At 73.0% G+C, this 18,909-nt stretch carries 19 protein-coding genes; 2 read left to right on the top strand and 17 right to left on the bottom strand.

The features are described 5' to 3' along the window. Positions 1-37: 37 nt before the first annotated feature. From AC0VY3_RS05930 to AC0VY3_RS05865, 14 genes are all read right to left on the bottom strand, one after another. Positions 38-1,084, bottom strand: a complete 1,047-nt coding sequence (locus tag AC0VY3_RS05930) for a glycoside hydrolase family 6 protein (protein ID WP_103512130.1) — start codon at positions 1,082-1,084, stop codon at positions 38-40. A 328-nt stretch (positions 1,085-1,412) separates the two neighbouring features. Next, entirely contained in the window at positions 1,413-2,156 is a 744-nt protein-coding gene (locus AC0VY3_RS05925) for a class F sortase (RefSeq protein ID WP_475549126.1), read from the bottom strand. A 1-nt stretch (position 2,157) separates the two neighbouring features. Continuing rightward, positions 2,158-2,724, bottom strand: coding sequence for a hypothetical protein (locus tag AC0VY3_RS05920; protein WP_475549125.1), 567 nt, complete (start codon positions 2,722-2,724; stop codon positions 2,158-2,160). A 107-nt stretch (positions 2,725-2,831) separates the two neighbouring features. Then, entirely contained in the window at positions 2,832-3,683 is an 852-nt protein-coding gene (locus AC0VY3_RS05915) for an HAD-IIA family hydrolase (RefSeq protein ID WP_103512133.1), read from the bottom strand. A gap of 74 nt (positions 3,684-3,757) precedes the next feature. After that, positions 3,758-5,299: an alkaline phosphatase family protein gene (locus AC0VY3_RS05910; protein ID WP_475549124.1), complete on the bottom strand. Its 1,542-nt coding sequence runs from the start codon at positions 5,297-5,299 to the stop codon at positions 3,758-3,760. Positions 5,300-5,433: 134 nt separating this feature from the next. Next, a complete protein-coding gene (locus AC0VY3_RS05905; RefSeq protein WP_475549123.1) occupies positions 5,434-6,489 on the bottom strand; it encodes a 2-aminoethylphosphonate ABC transporter substrate-binding protein in 1,056 nt (351 codons plus the stop codon). A gap of 36 nt (positions 6,490-6,525) precedes the next feature. Then, positions 6,526-7,323 (bottom strand): ABC transporter permease, encoded by a 798-nt coding sequence (locus AC0VY3_RS05900; protein ID WP_103512136.1) that lies wholly within the window; start codon positions 7,321-7,323, stop codon positions 6,526-6,528. Then, the gene (locus AC0VY3_RS05895) at positions 7,310-8,242 is read right to left on the bottom strand and encodes a 2-aminoethylphosphonate ABC transporter permease subunit (RefSeq protein ID WP_103512137.1); all 933 of its coding nucleotides are present in this window, start codon (positions 8,240-8,242) and stop codon (positions 7,310-7,312) included. Before AC0VY3_RS05895 ends, AC0VY3_RS05900 begins: the two co-directional genes overlap by 14 nt. Beyond that, positions 8,239-9,363 (bottom strand): ABC transporter ATP-binding protein, encoded by a 1,125-nt coding sequence (locus AC0VY3_RS05890; protein ID WP_475549122.1) that lies wholly within the window; start codon positions 9,361-9,363, stop codon positions 8,239-8,241. The genes AC0VY3_RS05895 and AC0VY3_RS05890 overlap by 4 nt, the downstream gene beginning before the upstream one ends. Next, complete coding sequence (locus AC0VY3_RS05885; protein ID WP_103512139.1) at positions 9,360-10,091, bottom strand: phosphonatase-like hydrolase; 732 nt, start codon at positions 10,089-10,091, stop codon at positions 9,360-9,362. Before AC0VY3_RS05885 ends, AC0VY3_RS05890 begins: the two co-directional genes overlap by 4 nt. A 23-nt stretch (positions 10,092-10,114) precedes the next feature. Then, positions 10,115-11,239, bottom strand: coding sequence for a TIGR03364 family FAD-dependent oxidoreductase (locus tag AC0VY3_RS05880; RefSeq protein WP_475549121.1), 1,125 nt, complete (start codon positions 11,237-11,239; stop codon positions 10,115-10,117). 140 nt (positions 11,240-11,379) lie between these two features. Next, on the bottom strand, positions 11,380-12,186 hold the full coding sequence (locus AC0VY3_RS05875; protein WP_475549120.1) for a GntR family transcriptional regulator: 807 nt from the start codon (positions 12,184-12,186) through the stop codon (positions 11,380-11,382). A 121-nt stretch (positions 12,187-12,307) separates the two neighbouring features. Then, a complete protein-coding gene (locus AC0VY3_RS05870) occupies positions 12,308-13,381 on the bottom strand; it encodes a peptidase (RefSeq protein WP_475549119.1) in 1,074 nt (357 codons plus the stop codon). A gap of 204 nt (positions 13,382-13,585) precedes the next feature. Further along, on the bottom strand, positions 13,586-14,698 hold the full coding sequence (locus AC0VY3_RS05865) for an ROK family transcriptional regulator (RefSeq protein ID WP_103512142.1): 1,113 nt from the start codon (positions 14,696-14,698) through the stop codon (positions 13,586-13,588). Positions 14,699-14,772: 74 nt separating this feature from the next. Between AC0VY3_RS05865 and AC0VY3_RS05860 the strand changes: the two genes are divergently transcribed. Then, a complete protein-coding gene (locus AC0VY3_RS05860) occupies positions 14,773-15,927 on the top strand; it encodes a Gfo/Idh/MocA family oxidoreductase (protein WP_103512143.1) in 1,155 nt (384 codons plus the stop codon). Then, complete coding sequence (locus tag AC0VY3_RS05855; RefSeq protein ID WP_103512144.1) at positions 15,924-16,403, top strand: heme-degrading domain-containing protein; 480 nt, start codon at positions 15,924-15,926, stop codon at positions 16,401-16,403. Before AC0VY3_RS05860 ends, AC0VY3_RS05855 begins: the two co-directional genes overlap by 4 nt. 66 nt (positions 16,404-16,469) lie before the next feature. Here the strand turns inward: AC0VY3_RS05855 and AC0VY3_RS05850 are convergent, their stop codons facing one another. The 3 genes from AC0VY3_RS05850 to AC0VY3_RS05840 all read right to left on the bottom strand — a co-directional run bounded on the left by AC0VY3_RS05850 (position 16,470) and on the right by AC0VY3_RS05840 (position 18,722). Next, positions 16,470-17,330, bottom strand: a complete 861-nt coding sequence (locus AC0VY3_RS05850) for a fumarylacetoacetate hydrolase family protein (RefSeq protein WP_103512145.1) — start codon at positions 17,328-17,330, stop codon at positions 16,470-16,472. 137 nt (positions 17,331-17,467) lie between these two features. After that, a complete protein-coding gene (locus AC0VY3_RS05845) occupies positions 17,468-18,238 on the bottom strand; it encodes a YidC/Oxa1 family membrane protein insertase (protein ID WP_103512146.1) in 771 nt (256 codons plus the stop codon). Between the two features lie 151 nt (positions 18,239-18,389). Further along, positions 18,390-18,722 carry a DUF6412 domain-containing protein gene (locus tag AC0VY3_RS05840; RefSeq protein ID WP_103512148.1) on the bottom strand — a complete coding sequence of 111 codons (333 nt, stop codon included), beginning with the start codon at positions 18,720-18,722 and terminating at the stop codon, positions 18,390-18,392. Between the last annotated feature and the right edge of the window lie 187 nt (positions 18,723-18,909).

Raw genomic sequence — 18,909 nt, 5'->3', positions numbered from 1 at the left:
GATCGGGCTCCCGGTGTGCGGCCTCCGGCCGTTGCCGCTACTTCGTGGCGCCGGCCAGGCCCAGGGCGTACTCCGGCCACCAGTCGCCGGCCTTCGGGCCGCCCTTGCAGTCGCCGTCGGACTCGCCGGGGCGCTTGATCCACAGATAGGCGTCGACCAGCTCGTCGCCGGTCCGGGTGGTCGGCGCCTCGCCCAGCGCGCGGCCGGGCGGATTGCACCAGCTCTCGGCGGGGTCGCCGCCCGTGTAGGGGCCGTTGCCGTTGCGGCTGGTGTCGATGACGAAGGGCTTGTTGCCGATCTTCTCCGACAGCTTCTTGCCGAACTCCGTGGAGACGGCCGTCGTCTGGAAGTTGGAGACATTGAGCGAGAAGCCGTCCGCCTCGGCGATCCCGGCCCGCTGGAGCGGCTGGAACAACGCGTCGGGCGACTGCCAGCCGGCGTTGCCCGCGTCCAGATAGACCTTGGTGGCGGGCTGCTGCTTCAGCCGCTGGATCGCGCCCTTGAGGAGGTCGTAGCGCTCCTCGTGGAACTCCTGCGGTGTGCAGCCGTCGACCAGGTGCAGCAGGGCGTCCGGCTCCAGGATCACGGTGGCGCTGCGGTCCCCGATGCCCTTGGCCACTCCGTCCAGCCAGGAGCGGTAGGAGTCGCCGTCGGAGGCGCCGCCCTTGGAGAACTGGCCGCAGTCGCGGTGCGGGATGTTGTAGAGGACCAGCAGGGCGTCCCGGTCGGCCGCGGCTGCCGCCTCGGTGATGCCCCGCACCTGGGACTCCGGATGGTCCGGGGTGATCCACTCGCCGACCGGCTGCTGCGCTATCTTCCGGATCAGCGCGGCGTTCTTCGCGTCGCCGTCCTCGGTGTACGCGGCGACCTGACGGGCCGCGTTGCCGTCGGGGTTGACCCAGTACGGATCCTTGTCCTTGGGCTGCTGCTCGACGGTCGGCGCGCTCTTCTTCCCGCCGCCGTCCCCGTCACCGGAGCATCCCGCCAGCAGCAGGGCCGCCCCCAGCGCCGCCGCCGTACCGGTCGTCCGCAGGCCCGCCGCGCGCCTGCGCGTCCGGGACCGGCCGGTGTAACTGCCGTACATCCACTCCCCCTTGGGTGCACTGCCTGCACTGTTGCTCACTGGTTGCACCGATGTGCTGCCGGTCCGATCCATCCTGGCACAGCGGCCGGGCGCCCACGCTCCCACCCGTACAACGGTCACACCCGGGCACCGGTTCCGGACATCCCGTTCGAAAGCCGGTCATCCGTCCGGCGGGGCCCCTACAGTGGCGAGGGATCGGGCTTCCCACCGCACCGACCTCCCGTACCGCGCCGGGCGACTCCCGCGGCCTGGCGCACGCGGTCGAGGACCGGCCCGGCCGGCACGCCCCGTGAGCGGCGGCCGGCCGGGCCGGGTTGAACGGGGTGCGTCAGCCGCGTCCCTCGTGGGCCACGGCCTGTACGCGCTCCCCTGCGTCCCCGGCGTCTCGGGCGTCCCCGGCGTCTCGGGCGTCCTTCGCGCCGGTGAGGTACGCGGAGACGACCACGTTCGCCGTGTAGGAGCGGGTCCTGTGGTCGTACGTCCCGCCGCAGGTGATCAGCCGCAGCTCGGCCCGGCCGTCCTGGCGGGGCCCGTACGCCTTCTGCGCGTCGAACCGTTCGCGGGTGACGACCTGGACGTCGTCCACGGTGAACTCCGCGACACTGCCGTCGGTCCGGGTGACCTCGATCCTGGCGCCCGGCTTCACCGCGCTGAGCCCGTAGAAGACCGCCGGCTTGGTGTCGGTGTCGACATGGCCGACGAACAGGGCCGCGCCCTCCGCCCCGGGCTGGATGCCGTCGCCGTACCAGCCGGCGGTCTTCGGCATGCCGTACGGGGGCGGGTCGATGGCCCCGTCGCGGTCGAGGCCGCGTGCGATGACAGGGGCCGTGATCCCGACGGAGGGGACCTCGACGCGTTCGGGGGCGGCGCCGGCGACCGGGTCGTGGGCCGGGGGCAGCTCGGCCCCGAAGGGGCGGCCGACCGCGGCCACGTCGCCGGTGGTGGGCCCCGACAGGCCGCCGAGCCCGCCGCCCGCCTCCTTGCCCCAGAGCCACAGGCCGAGCAGCAGCACGGCCCAGGTCACTCCGGTGAGCAGTCGCCCGTTGCCTGCCGGGCGGTCCTGGGCACTCATGTCAGCTGCCGGCCGGGTCGCGGCGCCGGCGCGTACTGCGCAGGGCGACGGCGACGGCCGCGACGGCGGCGAGCACCAGGCCGATCACCGCATGCCGGGTGCCGGGCCCCTCGGCCTCGGTGGACCGTTCGGCGAGGGTGGCGGTTCCTCCGCCGCCCGCCTTGACGGGTGCGGCGGGCGAGGGGCGGTTGTGGTGGACGACGGTGAGGGTGCCGGTCGCCTTGCCGTCGCTGTCCTCGCACGTCACCCAGACGTCGTAGGAGCGGGGTTCGGCGTCGGACCGGATCCGGGCCTCCGCGAAGAGGCCTTTGTCGTCGGCCGGGCGGAAGTGGGCGACCGAGGTGAAGGCGTCGGAGTTGCCCTTGGCCCGGCGGCCCTTGCCGCAGACGTCGACCCACAGTTCCACCTGCCCGCCCGGGGCGGTCGTGGACGGGGTGACCGAGACGGTGCCGGTACGCCGGTCGTCGTCGCCGGCCGGTGCGGCCGGGGATGCCAGCGCTGCGGGCGCGGGCACGGCTATGAGTGCGGCCGCCGCTGCGGCACAGAAAGTGATGGGCGTGAAACGCATCGTGAACCTCCTACGGGAAGGTTCACGCCTGCGACGGCGGCCCGCATCCGCAGTCCTCCGTTCGAGCGACTGCGGATGCGGTCCGCGCAGGTCAGCGGGGTGCAGGGTCAGCGGGGGTCCGCCGGGACGGCCCTGGCCGCCTTGGCTGCCTTGTCCGCCTGGTCGGCCTGGTCCGGCAGGTCGATGAGGTCGACCAGGTCGGCGATGGACTCGACGACGTGGGACGGGCCGAACGGGTAGCGGTCGATGTCGGCGACGGTGGTGAGCCCGGTGAGGACCAGGAAGGTCTGCATGCCCGCTTCCAGGCCGGCCAGGACGTCGGTGTCCATCCGGTCGCCGATCATGGCGCTGGTCTCGGAGTGCGCGCCGATGGCGTTGAGCCCGGTCCGCATCATCAGGGGGTTCGGCTTGCCCGCGAAGTACGGGTCCTTGCCGGTGGCCTTGGTGATGAGGGCGGCGACCGAGCCGGTGGCGGGCAGCGGGCCCTCGGCGGACGGGCCGGTCTCGTCGGGGTTGGTGCAGATGAAGCGGGCGCCCGCGTTGATCAGCCGGATCGCCTTGGTGAGCGCCTCGAAGCTGTACGTACGGGTCTCGCCGAGCACCACGTAGTCCGGGTCGTGGTCGGTGAGGACGTACCCGATGTCGTGCAGGGCGGTGGTGAGACCGGCCTCGCCGATGACGTACGCCGTGCCGCCGGGCCGCTGGTCGTCCAGGAACTGGGCGGTGGCGAGCGCGGAGGTCCAGATGTTCTGCACGGGCACGTCGAGGCCCATGCGCTTGAGCCGGGCGTGCAGGTCGCGCGCAGTGTAGATGGAGTTGTTGGTGAGGACGAGGAAGGGCAGCCCGGAATCCCGCAGCCGCTTGATGAAGGCATCGGCGCCGGGAATGGGCGTGCCCTCGTGGATGAGGACGCCGTCCATGTCGGTGAGCCAGGAAGTGATGGGCTTGCGGTCTGCCATGTGTCGGGACTCCTGCCGTACGCACTGCGTGCTGGGGGTGCCCGGACCGCGCCGTCCCGGCACCCCCAGCATAATTAGGAGGTCGTGATCGTGACCCCGTCGATCACCCAGTACCAGTTGTTGCTGCCGGTGTAGTGGAACCGGAAGCTCACGTTGGCGGCCCCGGGCGGGACGTCCAGGGTCAGCGCCTGGGGCTGTGAGATCACGTCCGAGGTGTAGCGCTTCACCTCGACGGGTGTTCCGCCGTTCCAGGAGGCGAGGATCCGGGCGCTCTGGCTGCCCTCCTGCCGGTACAGGGTGGTGAAGCCGAGGGTCACGGTGGACCTGCCGCCGACCGCGTACGCCGGAGTGACGAGCGTGGAGTCGTACGGTCCCGAGGACGCCTTGTCGTCCCACTCGTCGGAGTCGGCGACCGCGAAGATCCCGCGCGAGCGGACGTTCAGCTCACGGGACTGGTCGCGCTGGCTGCGGCTCCAGAACTCGTCGGTGGCGAAGGTCCAGCCGCGCCACTCGGTGACGCCCCCGGTGCCCATCGCGGAGTTCACGACGGACCAGCCGCTCGGCGCGGTGTGGGTCCAGCCGAGGACGCCCGCCGGGATCCCGGTCTCGTCGACGCGGGCGGACAGGGCAGGGTGGAGGGCCTCGAAGGGGTCGGTGGAGCGCTCCTGGACCGGCTTGCCGTCCAGGCCCCAGGCGGGGTCGGGGACGATGCCGAGCTGCTTGAAGACGGTGGCGGCGACGTCCACGAGGCGGGTGTCGGCGGGGCGGGCGCCGGCCGCGATGCCGGGGCCCTGGGCGAGGACGAAGGTGCGCCGCTCCTCGATGGCACTGCCGCCGTGGCCCCCGGAGTCGGTGTGGCCGTGGTCGGTGGTGACGATGACGGTCCAGCGTTCGGTGGCGTACGAGGGCCGGGCCCGGATCGCGGTCAGGAGGCGGCCGAGGTAGCCGTCCTGGACGTCGATGGCCTGGCGGTAGGCGGTGCTGGCGGCGCCGGAGTTGTGGCCGACGATGTCGGTCTGGCCGAAGTAGACGAAGAGCACGTCCGGGTTCTGGTTCCGGAGGATCGACTCGGTCTCTGCGGCGATGGTGGCGTCGTGGCCGGTGTAGCCGTCGCGGTCGCCGTCGAGGACGAGCTTGGCGTCGGCGCCCGGGGTGACGGTGCCCTGGGTGTCCAGGGGCTTCCAGTCGACGGCGGCGTAGGTGGAGAGCTGGGGGCGGACCTGGGCGAGGCGGGCGAGGAAGCCGGGGTAGCGCGCGTAGTTCTTCCCGGCGAAGGAGTTCTCCTTGACGCCGTGCTTGTCGGGCCAGACGCCGGTGGAGATCGTCGACCAGCCGGGGCCGGAGGAGGTGGCGGCCATGGGGTTGGCGTACAGCAGCGAGGTGCCGTACGTGCCGTTGGCCATCATCGCCTTGAGGTGCGGGGCGTTCGCGGCGGCGATGACGTCGTGGCGCAGCCCGTCCATGCCGACGACGAGCACCTTGTCCTTGCTGGTGCCGTTGGGGAGGGTGGGCGCGGCGTACGCGGCGGGGGCGGTGACGAGCGGGCCGACGGCGGCGGCCGTGGCCGCGGCGGCGGTGGTGGCGAGCACGGAGCGGCGGGACAGGGACCGGGTCACGTGATCCTCCGGAGAGAGGGCGGGTCGGGCGGGGGCGGGACGTGAACTTCCGTCTGGACCAGACCCGTTACCATGACGAGATAACCGGGCCGGGTCCAGACCTTCGCAGGAATCCGTGGCCGGAAGATGGCCGGTCAGCTTCCGGTGGCCGACTTCCAGGCGTCGATGTACGTGTCCAGGTTGGTCCCGATGTCCGACCAGTCGGGCTCGAAGATCTCCACGCCCTCCATCAGTCCGGCCAGTTCGACGGCGTTGGCGTCGGTGGCCTTGATGTCCTTGCGGGCGGCGAAACCGCCGCCGACCGCGCTGACGTCGCGCTGGGCCTGCTCGGAGAGCATGAAGTCGAGCAGCTTCTTGCCGTTCTCGCTGTGCGGGGCCTTCGCGACGAGCCCGGCGGCGTACGGCAGAGCGAAGCTGGTGGGCTTTCCGTCGCCCTTGGCGGGGAACCAGATGCCGAGGTGGGGCATGTCCTTGGACTGGGCGAAGTTCATCTGCACGTCCCCGTTGGCGACGAGGAGTTCACCCTTGTCGACCTTGGGGGCGAGCTTGCCGGTGGAGGCGGACGGGCCGACGTTGTTGGTCTGGAGCTTCTTCAGGTACGCCATGGCCGGCTCCTGCCCGCCGAAGTCGTGCATCGCCTTGATGAGGACGGCGGTGCCGTCGCCCGCGACGCCGGGGGTGGAGTACTGGACCTTCTCCTTATACGCGGGGTCGAGCAGGTCCTCCCAGGTGCGCGGCGGGTTCTTCAGCTCCTTGGTGTTGTGGATGAACCCGAAGTAGTTGTTGACGACGGAGGTCCACTTCCCGTCGGCCGCCCGGCCGGCGCCGTCGACCTGCTCGGCGCCCTTCGGCTCGTACGCGGTCAACAGGCCCTTGGCGTCGGCCTGCTGGATGAAGGGCGGCAGGGTGACGAGCACATCGGCCTGGGTGTTGGACTTCTCGCGGGCGGCGCGCTGCACCATCTCGCCGGAGCCGCCCTCGACGTACTTCACGGTGATGCCGGTCTTCTTCTCGAAGTCCTTGAAGACCTTGTCGTACCAGCCGTCGCCCCTCTCGCCCTTGAGGCCGTCGGCGCTGTAGACGGTGACGGACTTCTCGTCGGACGCGGCGGAGGAGCCGCCGCAGGCGGTGAGGGTGACGGCGGTGAGGGCGGCCAGGGGGAGGGCGAGGGTGCGGGCGGGGTTGCGCATGGGTTTCTCCAGAAGACGGGAGGTGGTGGTGGGGTTTCAGCGGTAGGAGGCGCGGGTCCGGATGCGGGAGACGGCGGCCAGGACGAGGAGCGTCGTCGTCATCAGGACCACGGCGAGGGCCGCGCCGGTGAAGAGCGAGCCCCGGTCGGTGGCGGCGAAGATCTGCACCGGCAGCGGGGTCCAGTCCGGCGGGTAGAGCATCATCGTGGCGCTCAACTCCCCCATGGACAGGGCGAAGCAGAGCCCGGCGGCCGAGGTGAGCGAGGGCAGCAGGAGCGGCAGCCTCACCCGCCACAGAACGCGTGCGGGGCTCGCGCCGAGGCCGGCGGCGGCCTGTTCGTACATCGGGTCCAGCCGGCGCACGGCGGCGGCGACCGACTGGTGGGCGAAGGCCGTGACGAGGACGGTGTGGGCGAGTATCACGATCCACCGCGTCCCGTTGAGCAGGACCGGCGGCCGGCTGTAGGCCACGAGCACCGCGAGACCGACGACCACCGAGGGCACGGCGACCGGCAGGATGAACAGGGCGTCCAGGAGCCGCTTTCCGCGCGTACGGAGAGAGGCGGCGGCGAGCGCGGCCCAGCCGCCGAGGGTGAGGGCCAGCACGCTCGCGGCGAGGGCCGTGACGAGGCTGGTGGTCAGCGCCTGGAGCGCGTCGCCGCTCGTGGCGGCGGCGTAGCGCTCGACGGTGGGCCCGGAGGGGAGGGCCCCGGACCAGTTCGTGGCGAGGGACGCGGCGAGGATGACGAGCAGCGGCACCGCGAACAGCGGGACGAAGAGGAGCAGGAAGACGGCCCAGGTGGCCCACTTCCCGGCCCGGCTATGCACCAGCACGGCGGCTCACCACCCGGTAGAGGCCGTAAAGGCCGACGGAGATCGCGATGTTGACGACGGCGACGACACAGGCGGCCGGATAGTCCGACTCCAGGATCGCCTTGCTGTAGACGAGCATCGGCAGCGTCGTGACGCCCTTCGCCCCGGTGAACAGGACGATCCCGAACTCGTTGAGGCACATCACCAGGACGAGGCTGCCGCCCGCCGCGAGCGCCGGAAGCGCCTCGGGCAGGATCACCTGCCGGATGATCCGCACGGGTCCGGCGCCGAGCGAGGAGGCCACTTCCAGCTGCCCGGTGTCGAGTTGGGAGAAGGCGGCGAGCAGCGGGCGCATCACGAACGGCGTGAAGTAGGTGATCTCGGCGAGCAGGACACCCCATGGGGTGGTCAGGAAGTGGAAGGGGCCGTCGGCCGCGCCGGTGACGTCGGTCCAGAGCCCGTTGGCCATCCCGACCGAGCCGTAGATGAACAGCAGGGCGAGCGTGATGAGGAAGGACGGGAAGGAGAGGAAGACGTCGACGAACCGGGCGACCGCCTTCCCGCCGGGGAACGGGACGAACGCGATGACCAGCGCGAGGACGAACCCGAGGACCAGACAGCCCACGGTCGAGCCGACGGCGAGCCACACGGTGGTGGTGAGCGCGTCACGGAAGACGGCGGAGGCGAAGACGTCGGCGTACGGGTCGAGCGAGACGCCGCCCCCGTCGTCCGGGGTGAAGGACTGCTGGACGACGAGGGCCAGCGGGTAGAGGAACGCGAGCGCGAGGACGGCGACGGGCGGCAGCGCCCAGACCCAGGCGGGGACGGTACGGGAGCGGCCGGGGCCGGGGCCGGGTGCTGCGGGGGCCGGTTGGCCGGAGGTACCGGGGGCCGGTTGGCCGGAGGTACGGGGTACGGCGGCGGTGGCGGCGGCGGTCATGGGCCGACCCCCGCCGGGTCTCCCGCCCTCGCAGGGTCTCCCGCCCCAGCCGGGAGCAGCACCGCGTCCTCAGCGGCGAAGTGCAGGGTGACGGGGTCGCCGATGGCCGGGGGCTCGCGCAGTTCGCGGAGGTCGGCCATCACGTGGTGGCCGTCGACGTCGGCGTGGACGCGGTGGGTTGAGCCGCGCCACTGGACCTCGGTGACGCTGCCGGTGAGGGCGTTGGGCCCGTCACCGAGGCCGACCAGGTGCGGCCGGACGCAGAGGGTGGCGGTGGCGCCGCGTGCGGCGGTGCCGGTGGGGGCGGCGAGGGGCCGGCCGCCGAACCCGACGGCTCCTTCACCGGCGACCGTGACCGGGAGCAGGTTGGCGTTGCCGACGAACGAGGCGGTGAACTCAGTACGGGGACGGCGGTAGAGCTCCTGCGGGGTGCCGCAGTCCTGGAGCCGGGCGCGGTCCATGACGGCGATCCGGTCGGCCAGGGTGAGCGCCTCGACCTGGTCATGGGTGACGTACAGGATGGAGACGTCCGGCAACTCGCGGTGCAGCCTGGCCAGTTCGGCGAGCATGCCGGAGCGGAGCCGGGCGTCGAGGGCGGAGAGCGGTTCGTCGAGGAGTAGGACGCCGGGGCGGATGGCGAGCGCGCGGGCGATGGCGACGCGCTGCTGCTGGCCGCCGGAGAGTTCGCGCGGGTGGCGCTCCGCGTACGCGGCCATGCCGACGAGTTCGAGGGCCTCGGTGACCCGGCCGGGGATCTCGGCCTTCGCGGTGCGGTGGGCCTTGAGCCCGAAGGCCACGTTGTCCTTGACCTTGAGGTGCGGGAAGAGGGCGTACTGCTGGACGACCATGCCGATGCCGCGCCGGTGCGGGGGCAGGGCGGTGACGTCCCGGCCGCCGAGGAACACCCGCCCGGAGGCGGGGCGGACGAACCCGGCGACGGCCCGCAGGGCGGTGGTCTTGCCCGAGCCGGAGGGCCCGAGGAGGGCCATCACCTCGCCGGGTTCGACGGTGAGGTCGAGCCGGTCGAGGACGACGTTTCCGCCGTAGGCGACGGTGACGCCGTCGAAGCGGATGCCGCTGGGGGCGGTGGAGGTGACGGGGGCCGGGGCGGGCGCGCTCATGCCTCGGCCCGCGCGATGAGGTCGGGCAGTTCGGCGACGGACCCGAGGACGTGGGTCGCGCCGTGCCGGGTCAGCCGGTCCTTGTCGTGGGCGCCGGTGAGGACCCCGGCGACGATCCCGGCACCGGAGCGTACGCCGCCGAGCATGTCGTACGAGGTGTCGCCGGCCACCACGGTCCGGCGGACGTCGGCCACGGCCCCGGTGCGCAGGAAGGCGGCCAGCACCATGTCCGGGAAGGGCCGGCCCCGGCCGCCCGCGTCGGCGGGGCAGAGGGTGAGCGGGACGAGGTCCTGCCAGCCGAGGGCGGTGAGGATGGCGTCCTGGGTGGTGCGGGCGAAGCCGGTGGTCAGGACGACGGTGCGGCCCTCGGCGGTGAGCCGCTCGACGGCCTCGCGGGCGCCGGGGAGCGGGGCGATGCGGCCGCCGTCGACGAGTTCGCCGTACGCCTCCTCGAAGGCGGTGTTGGCGCGCTGGGCCGTCTCCTCCTCGCCGAAGAGGTGCCGGAAGACGGAGATCTTGGACTCGCCCATGGTGGCGCGTACGTAGGCGAGTTGACGGGCGTGCTCGTCGGATTCCGGGCGTACGCCGAGGCGTTGGGCGGCGGCGGAGAACGCCTGCTCGACGAGGCCGCCGTCGGCGACGGTGGTGCCGGCCATGTCGAGGACGACGAGGTTGTAGGGGGCGCGCGTGATGTCGCTCGGGGAGGTCGTATCGGTCGGGGAAGTCATGCCGGTCGAAGACGTCATGTGGTTCACCAGCCCAGTTGGTCGGCGGTCGTTTCGGCGATGGCGGGCGAGCACGTCATGCCGCGCCCGCCAGGTCCGGTGACGAGCCAGACCCCGTCGCGCACCTGCTGCCGGTGGACGACGCGTGCGGTGTCGGTGCACTGGGCGTAGACGCCCGCCCAGCGGTGGCGGATACGCGGCAGCGGGCGGCCGAGGAAGGCCTCGACGACCCGGGTGAGGTGCTCGTAGGGCTCCTCGACGGTGTCGAAGGCGAAGGGGTGCTCGTACTCATGGGTGTCGCCGATGGTCAGCCCGCCGTCGCGGCGCTGGACCATGAGGAGTTGCATGCGGTGCTCGGCGGCGACCGGGTCCTGGGGCTGTCCGGCGTCGAGGGCGTCGAGCGCCTCGCCCCGGTAGGCGGGGTAGTAGCGGAAGCTGTCGGCGTCGGCGACGGAGGTGGTGAGCGGCTCGCCGAGCGGGTCGGTCTGCATCATCTGGAGGCGGACGCGGCGCACCGGCAGTTCGGGCCCGGCGAGTTCGCGGACGAGCCCGCCGAGCCAGGCGCCGGTCGCGAGGATCACGGCGTCGCCGGTGTGGACGTCGCCGTGGTCGTCGCGCACCGAGGCGGTCCCGACGACCTCACGGACCTCGCGGCCGCCGAGGTAGGTGTACCGCCCGGAAGCCAGCAGCTCTTCCTTCAGAGCGAGTTGGGCGGTGCGGGGTTCGACCGCGGCGTCCCGCTCGCACCACAGGGCGGCGGTGAACGCGCCGCGCAGGGCCGGGTTGAGGGCCCGGGCCTCGTCGGCGGTGAGCAACTTGTAGCCGCGCGCCGCCGCGTCGGGCCGGGCGACGGCCGCCTCGGCGACGGCGACCTCGTGCGCGGTGCGCAGCGGGGTCAGCGAACCGCAGGCCCGGAAGCCGAGACCGGGCACCCGCTCTCCGATGGCCTCCCACAACTCGCGGGCGCGCAGGGCGGTTTCAAGCTCTTCGCCACCGGCCCGCCCGCTGATCCATATCTGTCCGAAATTGCGGAGCGATGCCCCGCGCGCCTCGCTCTCGCGCTCGATCTGTACGACCTCGTGGCCGCGGCTGACTGCGTGCCGGGCGTGCATGGTTCCCACCACGCCGGCTCCTACGACGATGACTCTCACGGCGGCCACGCTCCTCGGGACGGGTGTCCCGGACACGTCCGGTCGCCGACGGGACGGTGAACGACCCCGCAAGTTTGGACCAGACCCGTTACGCTTCCGTTACCATAGGTGCGGCTCAGTGAGCTTCGGCACGGGTTCTCTCAGCCCCGGCCCTCGTCCCGCTCCTCGCTCCGCCCCTCGTCCCGCCCTTCACCCCGCAGATGGGCGGAGAAGGAGAAGCGGTCGCCCCGGAACAGCGTCCGCACGCGCTCCAGCGGACGGCCGTCGGTGTCCCGGGAGAGCCGATGGATCAGGAGCATCGGCAGGGCGGGCGGAGTCCCGATGAGCAGGGCCTCGCGGGGGGTCGCGAGCACGGTCTCGATCCGCTCGTCGGCGTCGCCGAAGACGATCCCGAGGCGGTCGCGGAGGTAGGCGTAGAAGGAGGAGTCAGGGTCGAACCGCGCGTCCAGGTCCGGGACGCGGGCGACGCCGACGTACGTGCTCTCCAGGCCGACGCGTTCGTCGTCGGCGAGCAGCACCCGCTCCAGATGCCAGACCGGCTCGCCCCGCTCCACGCCGACCTCGGCGGCCAGCGCATCAGGGCAGGGGAAGCGCTCCAGGCCGATCAGGTGGCGGCCGGGCCGCCTGCCCTGGCGACGGACGCCTTCGGTGTAGCTGGCCAGCGAGAGCGGCTGCTCCAGCTTGGGTCCGGCGACGACGGTGCCGCGCCCCTGCCGTCGCAGCCGCCCTTCCAGGAGGAGTTCGCGCAGGGCCTGGCGGACGGTCTCGCGCGAGACCTCGTGCCGCTGGGCGAGCTCCCGCTCGGTGGGCAGGAGCCCGCCCTCGCCCAACTCGTCCAGCAGCACCGCGATACGGGCCTTGAGCGCGTAGTACTTCGGGATTCGGCCGTGCTCGGGGATGCCGGAGCGGATCGGTGCGCCAGGTGCCTGGTCGTTCGGGTAGTCCACCGCCCGATGGTGGCAGACGCGGGTGAACAGGCCGGTACGGGCACGGCCCGGACGCCCTTGAGGCCCGCGCCGGTCAGCGCCTCCGTCAGCACCCTGGGCGGCGCCCCGGCCAGTCCCCTGGTCAGTCCTCCGTGCGGCGGACCCGGCGGGCGTGCCGCAGCAGGGCGGCCCCGGCCAGCAGGAGCGTCCCGGCGGCGGCCCCGGTCCAGGCGATCGACGCCGGTCCGGTGCGGGCGAGTTCGGGGAGCGGGCGGCCGAGTCCGTCACGGGGCGGCAGCCCGGGGCTCTCCTCGCCGCCGCTGTCTTCTTCTCCTGCGCCGGAGTCGCGGTCCGGTGACGGGTCCCGGCCCGTACCGGGGTCCGTACGCGAACCGTCGGGATCGCCCGGCCGCTCCGTACGGGTGCCGGCACCCGACCCGGAGCGCTCCGGGTCGGGACGCTCGGACCGGGAATCCTCCGGCCGGGGGTGCTCGGTCCGGGGGCCGTCCGGTTCGCGGATGCCGCCCGTGGCGCCGTCGACGATCACGAAGGGGTACTTCTCCGACTCCCCCACCCATTCGCCGTCCTCGCGCCCGCCGCCCTTGGCCTTGTCCTGGTGGCGGCGCTGGACGACGGCGGCGTGCGCGGTGACCGGGCCGGGGGCGGTGTCGGAGGTGAAGGCCATGCGGACGCGTACGGAGACGGTCTCTCCGGCGGGCACGGTGAACCCGAGGAACGGATCACTCTGCTCCCCCTCCCCGCTCTCGCCGAAGACGCCGATCTGCTCGTCGCGGTCGGTGCTCTCCCAGGTGACCCGGTGCTCCGTTCCCGGGCTGCCGGGCTCGGAGAACTCCAGCTGGATCTGGTCCGGCGTCAGCCTGCGGTCGCGGTCGGCGAGCACGAGGACCGGGTGCAGGGCCCGGCAGGACGTGTCGGTGGTGTTGGTGAGGTCGAGGAACCAGGTGCCGTAGCCGCCACCGGAGGCGTACCGGTCGGGGGCGTCCTGGATCCGGGTCTCGATCGGGAAGTCCTTGGCCTTCGGGTCACCGCACACGGGCTGCTCGTCGGCGGATAAGGAAGCGGCGGCGGGCGCGGCCGGCAGGGCGGCGGCCTGCGGGCCGCCCAGGAGCGCGGCGGGGACGGTGATCCCGGCGGCCAGCCCGAGGGCGGCGAGCGCACGGGCGTCACGCAGCCGTGCGCAGGAGGTGGGAAGCATGAGGGGTCACCCTTCACTGCTCGCGGACGACCGGGGCGGGGGCCGCCGGTGGTGTCCTCCGACGCCATCACGCGCGCGCGTGATCAGAGTGTCGACATGCCGACTTGATTCATACGATCACCCGACTGCACTTCCTCTCGACCTCTCGACCTCTCGACCAAGCGTGCTCCTACGGGAAGGCGGGCCCCTCGGGAAGGCGAGGCCCTACCCCCGCTCCCCCACCCGCCCGAACACCGGCGCGAGCACCAGCTGCGCGGCGCCCTCCGCGACCGGCCGGTCACCTCCCCCGGCGACCGTGACGGTCACCCCCGCGCCCGCCCCGCCCCGGGCGGCCCGCTCCTCGATCACGGCCCGGACGCCCCGTACGTACGCGTCCTCGTCGGCGGCCACCGTCCGGCCGCCCAGGACCACCCGGTCGATGTCGAGCAGGCCGACCAGGTTCGCCGCGCCCGTACCCAGGGCCCGGGCCGCCTCCGCCCGGTCGCCGCGCGCCTCGGCGGCCAGGCACAGCGCCTCGATGCAGCCGCGTCCGCCGCAGCCGCAGAGCGGGCCGTCCAGCTGAAGGGTCTGGTGGCCGAACTCGCCCGCGCCCGTTCTCGCCCCCCGGTGCACCTCGCCGCCGAGGACCAGGCCCGCGCCGAGCCCCGTACCGAGGTGGAGGTAGGCGAAGTCGCCACCGCCCGCCCCACCGAGAGCGAGGGCGAGGGCGGCGGCGTTGGTGTCCTTGTCCAGGACCACCGGCAGCCCGGTCCGCTCGGCCAGGGCGGCGCGCAGCGGATAGCCGTCCCACTGCGGGAAGCCGGTGACCCGGTGCAGGACTCCGTCCCGGTGGTCGAGCGGGCCGGGCACGGCGACGCCGAGGCCCAGCACCGGCTTGTGCGGTTCGGCCGCGCACAGGTCGCGTACGGCGTCGGCCGCGTCCGCGAGGACCCGGTCCGCCGGAGCGCCGAGGTCCAGGGGTGCGCGGGTGACCGCGACCGGCCGGCCCGCGAGGTCGACCAGGACGGCGGTGAGTCCGTCGCGGTCCAGGTGCAGCCCGACGGCGAACTGCGCGTCGGGCACGAGCCGCAGCACCGTGCGCGGCTTGCCGCCGGTGGAGGGGCGCAGGCCGGCGCCGACGGCCAGACCGTCCTCCCGCAGCCGGGCGGTGATCTTGCTGACGGCCTGCGGGGTGAGGCCGGTGCCCTCGGCGAGCTCCAGCCTGCTGATGCCCTCCGCCCCGGCCGCCCGCAGCAGGTCCAGCACCAGCGCGGCGTTGTGGTGGCGCAGGGCCGGCAGGTTGACCCCGGCCTGGGTCCTCGTCCGGCTCCCGTTCACGGCTCACTCCTCTTCACCGGTCCCATTGTGCCGGTCGCTTGCACTTTGGCAACAGCGTTGCTTAAGTGGAATGCATGACCCCCAACGCCCCCGACGCCTCCAACGCCACCGGCCTCGCCGGCACCACCGGCGCGCCTCTCCGCGTCGCCCTCGTCGGCTACGGCCTGGCCGGCTCCGTCTTCCACGCCCCGCTGATCTCCGCGGCCGACGGGCTGGTCCTCGACACGGTCGTCACGTCGAACGAGGAGCGCCGGGCCGAGGCCCGTGCCGCGTTCGGCGACGTCCGCTTCGCCGCCTCGCCGGACGAGCTGTGGGAGCGCGCCGACGAGCTGGACCTCGTCGTGATCGCCACCCCGAACAAGACGCACGTCCCGCTGGCGACGGCCGCGCTGAAGGCCGGGCTGCCGGTGGTCGTGGACAAGCCGGTCGCCGGGACCGCCGCCGATGCGCGCGAGCTGGCCGCGCTCGCCGAGGAGCGCGGGCTGCTGCTCTCGGTCTTCCAGAACCGCCGCTGGGACAGCGACTTCCGCACGCTGGCCGCGCTGATCGCCGACGGCGAGCTGGGCGAGGTGCAGCGCTTCGAGTCCCGCTTCGAGCGCTGGCGGCCGCAGCCGAAGGGCGGCTGGCGCGAGTCGGGCGACCCGGAGGAGATCGGCGGTCTGCTGTACGACCTGGGCAGCCATGTCGTCGACCAGGCGCTGACGCTGTTCGGCCCGGCGGTCCAGGTGTACGCCGAGTCCGACGTACGGCGTCCCGGCGCGGCGGCGGACGACGACACGTTCATCGCGATCACCCACGTCAACGGGGTCCGCTCGCACCTGTACGTCAGCGCCACCACGGCCCAGCTCGGCCCGCGCTTCCGGGTGCTCGGCTCGACGGCGGGCTATGTGAAGTACGGCCTGGACCCGCAGGAGGCTGCCCTGCGCGAGGGGCTGCGCCCGGTGGCCGGTGCGCCGTGGGGCGAGGAGGGCGAGGAGCTGTGGGGCCGTATCGGCTCCGGCGAGTCCCCGCTGACCGGCGGCGGCACCCCGGTCCGTACGCTGCCCGGCGACTACCCCGCGTACTACGCCGCCGTCGCCGCCGCGGTCCGCGGCACCGGCGACAACCCGGTCACCGCGCTCCAGGCGGCCGCCGCGCTGGACGTGCTGGAGGCCGCCCGCCGCTCGGCCCGCGAGGGCGTCTCGGTCACCCTTCTCCCGCACCACGACGAAGAGGAGCGGCACGCATGAGCACCGCCTCGCCCACGATCTCCGAGCTGATCGCCCAGGAGCGCCGGCTCACACTGCCGCACTTCTCCTACGACGACGCGTTCGCGCTCGGCAGCCTGCTGGTCGCGCTGGCCCGGGAGCGGCACGCACCGGTCGCGATCGACATCCGGCGCGGTGCGCAGCAGCTGTTCCACGCGGCGCTGCCGGGTTCGAGCGCGGACAACGACGCGTGGATCGACCGTAAGCGCAAGGTCGTCGAGCGGTACGGCGAGAGCTCGTATCTGGTCGGCACCCGGTTCCGGTCCAAGGGCACCACGTTCGAGGAGTCCTCGCGCCTGGACCCGGACACGTACGCGGCGCACGGCGGTTCGTTCCCGATCGCGGTGGAGGGCGCGGGCGTGATCGGCACGGTCACGGTGTCCGGACTGCCGCAGGCCGAGGACCACGCGATGGTGGTCGAGGCGCTGGAGCAGTTCGCGGCGACGCGGGCGGCGTAAGGGCCGTACACGAAGGGGGCGCCGTCACCTACGCACAGCGACGGCGCCCCGCCCCCCGCTACTCCCCTACGCGTCCTTCAGCTCCTGCCGCTGCCGGCCGAGCCCCGCCACCTCCAGCTCCACCACATCGCCCGCTTTGAGGTACGGCTTCGGCTCGGGCTGCCCCATCGCCACCCCGGCCGGCGTACCGGTGTTGATCACGTCGCCCGGGTAGAGCGTCATGAAGTGGCTGAGGTAGCGGACGACCTCGCCGACCGGGAAGATCTGCTCGGCCGTGGTGCCGTTCTGCCTCAGCTCGCCGTTGACCCAGAGCCGCAGCGACAGGGCCTGCGGGTCGGGCACCTCGTCGGCGGTGACGAGCCAGGGGCCCAGCGGGTTGAACGTCTCGCAGTTCTTGCCCTTGTCCCAGGTGCCGCCGCGCTCGATCTGGAACTCGCGCTCGGAGACGTCGTGCGCGGTGGCGTACCCGGCGACGTGCGCGAGGCCCGCCTCGGCCGACTCCAGATAGCGGGCGGTGCGCCCGATGACGACGGCGAGCTCGACCTCCCAGTCGGTCTTCCGGCTGCCGCGCGGCACCAGGACCGTGTCGTCGGGCCCGACGACGGTGTCGGGGGCCTTGAAGAACAGGATGGGTTCCGCCGGGATCTCCGCACCCGTCTCGGCGGCGTGGTCGTGGTAGTTCAGCCCGATGCACACGATCTTGCCGATGCGGCCCAGCGGCGGGCCGATCCGCAGCCCGGTCGCGTCCAGGGCGGGCAGCACACCGGGCGCCTCGGCGGCCGCCCGTACCCGGGCGAGCGCGGGGGCGTCGGCGAGCAGCCCGCCGTCGATGTCGGGAACGATCCCCGACAGATCACGCAGAGTCCCGTCGCGGTCGAGAAGTGCGGGGCGCTCGGCGCCCGCCGTACCGACTCGAAGCAGCTTCAACGGTCCAACTCCTCTTGGTCGAGGTGGGGCCCTCCGGCGGGGTGCGGGCCGACGGAGGACTTGGCCGATCGTCCAAGAGATGCGATCACTCCGCAAGACCTCGTTCACACACTGGACCGGCGCACCGGACGGCCCGACTACGCCGCCGTGGCCATGGCGGCGCCGCCGACCGGCATGTCGCGGTAGAGCCAGGCCCGCTCGACGGCGGTCCAGGTGGTCGTGGTGACGACGTAAAGGGCGGCGGCCAGCGGCACGACGGCCACGGTGATCAGGGTGAAGAAGGACAGCAACGGCATCAGCTTCGTCATCGCGCCCATGCCGGGCACGGCCTGTCCGTCCGGGCCCGCGGCGGGCGTCATCGGGTTGGCGGCCATCTGCCGCTTGGTGCGTCCGTAGTTGAACGTGGCGACGGCGGCGACGATCACGAAGAGCCCCAGGTAGACCAGCCCCTGCCCGCCGAACATCCCGCCGTGCGCGAGCGCGTCGTGCCAGCGCCCGCCGAGCGGTGCGCCGAGCAGGTCGTGGCTGAGCAGCGCGTTGGGCTCGCCGCCGATCGAGCTGCTGGAGAACAGGTGGTAGAGCAGGAAGAACGCGGGCATCTGGAGCAGGCTCGGCAGGCAGCCGGAGAGCGGCGACACCTTCTCGGCGGCGTGCAGCTCCATGATCGCCTTCTGCATCCGCTCCGGGTTCTTGCCGTGCTTCCTGCGGAGTTCGGCGATCTGCGGCTGGAGCCGGCTGCGGGCCTTCTGCCCGCGTGCGGCGGCCCGCGACAGGGGGTGGACGGCGAGCCGGACGAGCGCGGTGAACAGGATGATCGCGGCGGCGGTGGACGCGGTCTGGAAGAGCGGTTCGAGCAGATCGGCGATGGAGCCGACCAGGTTCGCGAAAGCGGACATGAAGGCGGACATGGGTGAGCCCTCCGGGGGTCTCGTCGTGCCGGGAGGCACCTGTGCGGCAGGCGGACAGGTACGGGGTGATCACTCGGCAGGACGACCGGCGCGGGGGCACCCGCACGTAAGACACGTACGAAGCACGTACGAAAGGTGGTGCGGAGGTGCGCTACGCGGCGGCCGTCAGGAGGGCGTGCCCGGGTGCTCGGGGCCTGGTGCGGCCCCGGGCGTCGGGGTCGCGTTGCGGAAGGAACGCGGTGCGCTGCTCCCGGTCCCTGATGGCCGTGCGGACCCGGGTGCGGGGCACCGGGGGCGCGCAGCGGGCGCTGATGACGGAGCAGGCGAGGAGCGCGGAGCCGGCGGCCGCGGTGGCGGCGAGCGCGACGGCGGCGGAGAGGCTGCCGCCCTCGGCGAGGAGGACCTCGGTGAGGAAGAGGACGAGGAGTCCGGCGGGCCGGAGCAGCCGGGCGAAGGCGCGGCGCAGGGCGTTGACGTTCCGCACGGTGAACACCTCCCGTCCCTCGAACTGCTCCTCGTACCGTGCCCGCGCGCCGTTCGTCGAAGCGGTCGGCACTCCATTCGTTATACAGGATGATCGGATGCGCCCCGGGCGTCCGGACGCACCCGGGAGGCACCAGCGGGCGCGACGACCGCGATCAGCCCGCTGAACACGCCACGCCCCGGAGGTG

The sequence above is a fragment of the Streptomyces sp. iso_384 genome (assembly GCF_056172905.1).
This window is presented reverse-complemented; position numbering and strand designations above follow the sequence as displayed.

What these genes read in the sequence shown, in the direction of transcription:
- AC0VY3_RS05870 (WP_475549119.1), bottom strand. Translation starts at nt 13,381, where the DNA reads ATGCTTCCCACCTCCTGCGCACGGCTGCGTGACGCCCGTGCGCTCGCC.
- AC0VY3_RS05885 (WP_103512139.1), bottom strand. Translation starts at nt 10,091, where the DNA reads ATGACTTCCCCGACCGATACGACCTCCCCGAGCGACATCACGCGCGCC.
- AC0VY3_RS05915 (WP_103512133.1), bottom strand. Translation starts at nt 3,683, where the DNA reads ATGGCAGACCGCAAGCCCATCACTTCCTGGCTCACCGACATGGACGGC.
- AC0VY3_RS05930 (WP_103512130.1), bottom strand. Translation starts at nt 1,084, where the DNA reads ATGTACGGCAGTTACACCGGCCGGTCCCGGACGCGCAGGCGCGCGGCG.
- AC0VY3_RS05845 (WP_103512146.1), bottom strand. Translation starts at nt 18,238, where the DNA reads ATGTCCGCCTTCATGTCCGCTTTCGCGAACCTGGTCGGCTCCATCGCC.
- AC0VY3_RS05895 (WP_103512137.1), bottom strand. Translation starts at nt 8,242, where the DNA reads ATGACCGCCGCCGCCACCGCCGCCGTACCCCGTACCTCCGGCCAACCG.
- AC0VY3_RS05920 (WP_475549125.1), bottom strand. Translation starts at nt 2,724, where the DNA reads ATGCGTTTCACGCCCATCACTTTCTGTGCCGCAGCGGCGGCCGCACTC.
- AC0VY3_RS05890 (WP_475549122.1), bottom strand. Translation starts at nt 9,363, where the DNA reads ATGAGCGCGCCCGCCCCGGCCCCCGTCACCTCCACCGCCCCCAGCGGC.
- AC0VY3_RS05925 (WP_475549126.1), bottom strand. Translation starts at nt 2,156, where the DNA reads ATGAGTGCCCAGGACCGCCCGGCAGGCAACGGGCGACTGCTCACCGGA.
- AC0VY3_RS05860 (WP_103512143.1), top strand. Translation starts at nt 14,773, where the DNA reads ATGACCCCCAACGCCCCCGACGCCTCCAACGCCACCGGCCTCGCCGGC.
- AC0VY3_RS05905 (WP_475549123.1), bottom strand. Translation starts at nt 6,489, where the DNA reads ATGCGCAACCCCGCCCGCACCCTCGCCCTCCCCCTGGCCGCCCTCACC.
- AC0VY3_RS05855 (WP_103512144.1), top strand. Translation starts at nt 15,924, where the DNA reads ATGAGCACCGCCTCGCCCACGATCTCCGAGCTGATCGCCCAGGAGCGC.